Consider the following 5,219-nt stretch of genomic DNA (forward strand, 5'->3'; position numbering starts at 1 on the left):
CAGCTTGGCGATGAAGGGCCTCGCGCCGCGCATCGCCCAGGTGACGGTTGTGCCCTCGCCGGAGGGCGAAAGCGTGAAGTCCACGGTGTTGTTGGCCCGCAACGGCTTCTCGAAATCGAGCTTGAGCGCGACCTGCGACGACGGCACCGAATTTGTGATCTCCATACGGCCCTTGCCGGCCTTGGAGTTGCCTTCCCAGGCATAGGCCGCGCCCTTGCCGCTGTCGGCGCCGGACAGCGTGCGCTGCATCTGAGGGTCGAGCTTTTCGAAGGGCGACCATTCGGGCCAGCGCCGGAAATCGTTGATGAGCGGGAAGATCGTCTCCGCCGGCGCCTTGATGGCGGCCGAGCGAGTGACGACGAAATCGTTCGGCCGGGTCGCGGCATAGACGAGCACGGCGGCGATGACGACGACCAGGACGATGAGGATGGTGGCAAACATCTCTTTTCTCCCTATCGCGAGAACGGGATCAGCGCGCGCACCCTGGCGTCGCGCAGGAAAAGACCGCCCCACAGGATAACGCCGAGATAGACACCGAACAGCGTGTGCGAGAACAGCGGGTTGCCGATCCGCACATGGGTCGAAATCGCGCCGCCCATATAGGCGGTGAGCAGGATGGCGCCGAGCACGGAGGTGCGCGGCAGGGCATAGAGCGCGGTCGAGATCAGCCCGACGACGCCGAGCAGCCGCGCGACATTGGCGTCGGCCGGCCAACCGAGTTCGGTCATCGTCTGGGTGACGATTTCGAGCGGCGGCAGCTTGATGACGCCGTCGAAGATCATGAACAGGACGACCACGGCGCTGAGCGCGCGCCCGGTCCACAAAGCGCCTTTTGAAGCAGGCGCGGCTTCGGAAATGCTCATGGATGTTCCCTCCTGTTGATTCCAGGGCTGGCTTTCTGCCAGCTTCGGACCAAGGACGGAGAACCCCGCGGCGATCCTACAGGGTGGGTCGCGCTTTTCCAAATTCAGTGGGAATGAATCGAGCGCAAGGAAACAGGATGACCGGCGAGACCGATCTGCAAAGGCTGTTGGCGTCAATGACGCCCCGACTGCTTGCCAGGACCTACCTGTTCGCCACGCTGGCGCCTGGCGTGCCGATCCCGACCGGGCTCGAACCCGTCATGCAGTTTCGCGAGCGCGAGGGCCTGCCGCGGCAGCGGCGATACGGCCCGTGAGCGAAAGAAACCCCGTCAGGCCGCCTTCTTCTTCGGCTGGATCAGGCCGCGCTCGACCAGGAGCTCAGCGATCTGCACGGCGTTGAGCGCCGCGCCCTTGCGCAGATTGTCGGAGACGACCCACATCGACAGGCCGTTGTCGACGGTCGAATCCTCGCGGATGCGCGAGATGAAGGTGGCATCCTCGCCGGCCGATTCCAGCGGCGTGATGTAGCCGCCGTCCTCGCGCTTATCGAGCACCTGGCATCCGGGCGCCTCGCGCAGGATCTCGCGCGCCTCATCCGCCGTGATCGGCTTCTCGAACTCGATGTTGACCGCTTCCGAATGGCCGATGAACACCGGCACGCGCACGCAGGTCGCCGTCAGCTTGATCTTGGGGTCGAGCATCTTCTTGGTCTCGGCCACCATCTTCCACTCTTCCTTGGTGAAGCCGTCGTCGAGGAAGACGTCGATATGCGGGATGACGTTGAAGGCGATGCGCTTGGTGAACTTCTTGACGTCGACCTGGTCGGCGACGAACACCGCCCGCGTCTGGGTGAAGAGCTCGTCCATGCCTTCCTTGCCTGCGCCCGACACCGACTGGTAGGTGGCGACGACGACGCGCTTGATGGTGGCGACATCATGCAGCGGCTTCAGCGCCACGACCAGCTGCGCCGTCGAGCAGTTCGGATTGGCGATGATGTTCTTGCGCGTAAACAGCGAGACCGCGTCCGGGTTCACCTCCGGCACGATCAGCGGCACGTCCGGATCGTAGCGGAAGGCCGAGGAATTATCGATGACGACGCAGCCCTGCTTGCCGATCTTGGGCGACCATTCCTTGGACACGTTGCCGCCGGCCGACATGACGCAGAGGTCGGTGTCGGAAAAGTCGTAGGTGTCGAGCGCCTTGACCTTCAGCGTGCGGTCGCCGAAGGACACTTCGGTGCCCTGGCTGCGCCGCGAGGCCAGCGCCACCACTTCGCTCACCGGGAAGCCGCGCTCGTCCAGAATGTTGAGCATTTCGCGGCCCACATTGCCCGTGGCGCCGACTACCGCAACCTTGAAACTCATCTGATATCTCCTGTCCCTCTCCGCTTGGTTGTTGGAGAAAACCCGCCGGCCTGTTGCGGGTTTCGTCCCCCGGGCCGGACCCGGGAGAGGGTGGTTAGGCCAAGGGAATCACACCGTTTTGGTGGTGGTTTTGGCCGTAGTTTTGCTGGAACGGACGGACGCGCCGAAGCGCCCGGCCCGATGTTGTGCATCGCGGCCGGGGGCATCGAATGCAAGAAGAGCCATCAAAAGGCCGCGCATCGAATAACGATCCCGTTCGACGCGGGCTTTTACGCGGTTTGCGGAAAGAGTCAATTGCCAGCGCGGCCCTCCCCTTCCCCCTTTGTGGGGGAAGGTGGCCGAGCGAAGCTCGGTCGGATGAGGGGTGCTGGAAGGATCGCCGCGTTGAAGTATCGAACGCCAGCCAGCGTCTCACTTCGCTGGAACACCCCTTCCGTCTCGGCGCTGCGCGCCGATCCACCTTCTCCCGCAAGGGGAGAAGGGAAAGGCGGTGCCGCCTGCTCTGTACAATGACGGCCGCAGGAAGTAGGAACGCCGGAAATATCCTTTGGCCGGCGCAGTGCCGGCCTTGTGCTCCGTGATGAGCACAGACCCCCGAATTCCGAAAGAAGAAAATGTCCAGTATCGAAACGATCGTTCCTGCGCTGGCAGAGGCGCTGGAAAAGCGCGGTTATTCGGCGCTGACGCCGGTGCAGAAGGCGGTGCTGGAGCCTGGACTCGGCGAGGCCGACGCGTTGGTGTCGGCGCAGACCGGCTCCGGCAAGACCGTCGCCTTCGGCCTTGCCGTGGCCCCGACCCTGCTTGGCGGCGCCGACCGCTTTGGCGATGCCGGCGTGCCGCTGGGACTGGTCGTGGCGCCGACGCGCGAGCTGGCGCTGCAGGTGCGGCGCGAGCTGGAATGGCTCTATGAACTGACCGGGGCGCATATCGCCTCCTGCGTCGGCGGCATGGACATGCGCACCGAGCGGCGCGCGCTGGAGCGCGGCGCCCATATCGTCGTCGGCACGCCCGGCCGGCTGCGCGACCACATCACGCGCGGCGCGCTGGATATGTCGGCGCTGAAAGCCGTGGTGCTGGACGAGGCCGACGAGATGCTCGATCTCGGCTTTCGCGAGGACCTCGAATTCATCCTCGACGCCGCGCCCGCCGAACGCCGCACGCTGATGTTTTCCGCCACCGTGCCGCGCTCCATCGCCACGCTTGCGCAGGGTTATCAGCGCGACGCCGTGCGCATCACGGCCGGCGGCGAGGAAAAGCAGCATCTCGACATCGAATACCGCGCGCTTTCCGTCGCGCCCGCCGATCGCGAGAACGCCATCATCAACGTGCTGCGCTATTACGAGGCAGCCAACGCGATGGTGTTCTGCAACACCCGCGCGGCGGTGAACCACCTCACGGCGCGCTTCAACAACCGCAATTTCTCTGTCGTGGCGCTGTCCGGCGAGCTCAGCCAGAACGAGCGCAGCCACGCCCTGCAGGCGATGCGCGACGGCCGCGCCAAGGTCTGCATCGCGACGGATGTCGCGGCACGCGGCATCGACCTGCCCAATCTCGATCTCGTCATCCACGCCGACCTGCCGAGCAACCCGGAGACGCTGCTGCATCGCAGCGGCCGCACCGGGCGTGCCGGACGAAAAGGGGTGAGCGCGCTGATCGTGCCCGGCAATGCCCGCCGGCGCACCGAGCGGCTGCTCGCCAATGCCGGCCTCACCGCGACCTGGGCGAGCCCGCCCTCGGCCGACGAGGTGCTGCGGCGCGACGACGAGCGCATCCTGGCCGACCCGTCCTTCGGCGAGCCGGTGAAGGACGAGGAGCGCGACTTCGCCGCCGCGCTTCTGGAACGGCACGGCGCCGAACTGGTGGCCGCCGCCTTCGTGCGGCTTTGCCGGGGAAGCCGCTCGGCGCCCGAGGATCTGATCGATGTCGCGCCTTTCGCGCCGTCGAAGGAAAAGTTCGCACGCCGCAACGAGGCACCCGCGCGCCGCGACGATTTCGGCGACAGCGTCTGGTTCTCGCTCTCGGTCGGCCGCCGGCAGAATGCCGAGCCGCGCTGGCTGATCCCGATGCTGTGCCGCACCGCCGGCATGTCCAAGCGCGAGATCGGCGCCATCAAGATGCAGCCGGAAGAGACCTTCGTGCAGATCGCCGCCGACTGGGCCGACCGGTTCGTCGCCGCGATCGGCCCCGATCGCAAGCTGCAGGGCAGCATCGCGGTCCGGCGCATCGATGGCACGCCGGACCTGTCGCGCGCCGGCTACCAGCCACCGAAGCCAGACAAGAAGCCGCATCGCGGCAAGCACGCATTCGACCAGAAGGCCGGATTCGAGAAGCGGGCGCCGGGCGAGCGGCAGCCTGGCGGCGAGGCGAAACCCTGGGCAAAGAAGCCAGGCAAGGCGAAGTTCGACAAACCAAAGTTCGACGGGCCAAAGTTCGATGGGCCGGCAAAGCGCAAGAAGCAGAAGAAGCGGCCAGCGTAGGATCGCGACGGAAGTTGGAAGCCGACCCGCGGCGAGAGCCTGCGGTCTCCTTCGGTGGCAATCGCAACCTTCGAGATTGGCCCAAGCGCCCGAACTTCGTCATCCACGGGCGGAGCGGGAGCGAAGCGGACGCGGAGACCCGAGGATCCATTCCGTGACCTCGCGCGAATGGCAAAGGCGGTGCAGAACGAAGGCCTTCTGCGCCGCCGCGACGCTCACAGGTCACGGCATGGATTCTATGGTCTGCGCTCGTCGCTTCGCTTCTTGCTTCGCCCTAGGATGATGGGTGGACGGCCCCTCGCGGCATCGAATGTGCCAAACTGGGCTGTGATTAACCTCCAGCAGAGGAGACCGTCCGTCATGCAAGTTATCAGATTTGGTATCGATCTGGCCAAGAATGTGTTTCAGGTGCACGGCGTGGATGCGAGCGGGCGCGTGGTGGTGCAGCGTCAACTGCGCCGCGCGCAGGTGGCGAAGTTCTTCGCCGCGCAACCGCCGGCGCTGATCGGGATGGA

5 protein-coding genes and 1 pseudogene are annotated in these 5,219 nt (G+C 65.6%); 3 read left to right on the plus strand and 3 right to left on the minus strand.

What is annotated here, in order from left to right:
• A partial coding sequence (locus EOD07_RS21450; protein ID WP_127236890.1) for an SRPBCC family protein occupies positions 1-441 on the minus strand: 441 nt, incomplete at its 3' end.
• An 11-nt stretch (positions 442-452) separates the two neighbouring features.
• Positions 453-863: a DoxX family protein gene (locus tag EOD07_RS21455; RefSeq protein WP_127236891.1), complete on the minus strand. Its 411-nt coding sequence runs from the start codon at positions 861-863 to the stop codon at positions 453-455.
• Between the two features lie 137 nt (positions 864-1,000).
• Between EOD07_RS21455 and EOD07_RS21460 the strand changes: the two genes are divergently transcribed.
• The gene (locus EOD07_RS21460) at positions 1,001-1,177 is read left to right on the plus strand and encodes an ACT domain-containing protein (RefSeq protein WP_127236892.1); all 177 of its coding nucleotides are present in this window, start codon (positions 1,001-1,003) and stop codon (positions 1,175-1,177) included.
• A 15-nt stretch (positions 1,178-1,192) separates the two neighbouring features.
• On the opposite strand, the gene EOD07_RS21465 is transcribed toward EOD07_RS21460, so the two are convergent.
• A complete protein-coding gene (locus tag EOD07_RS21465) occupies positions 1,193-2,227 on the minus strand; it encodes an aspartate-semialdehyde dehydrogenase (RefSeq protein WP_127236893.1) in 1,035 nt (344 codons plus the stop codon).
• Positions 2,228-2,841: 614 nt separating this feature from the next.
• Here EOD07_RS21465 and EOD07_RS21475 point away from each other — a divergent pair.
• Both EOD07_RS21475 and EOD07_RS38610 read left to right on the plus strand, forming a co-directional pair.
• Positions 2,842-4,704 carry a DEAD/DEAH box helicase gene (locus tag EOD07_RS21475; RefSeq protein WP_127236895.1) on the plus strand — a complete coding sequence of 621 codons (1,863 nt, stop codon included), beginning with the start codon at positions 2,842-2,844 and terminating at the stop codon, positions 4,702-4,704.
• A gap of 360 nt (positions 4,705-5,064) precedes the next feature.
• Positions 5,065-5,219: pseudogene (locus tag EOD07_RS38610) on the plus strand (IS110 family transposase); the annotation flags it as partial.

It is taken from the genome of Mesorhizobium sp. M2C.T.Ca.TU.002.02.1.1, assembly GCF_003997225.1.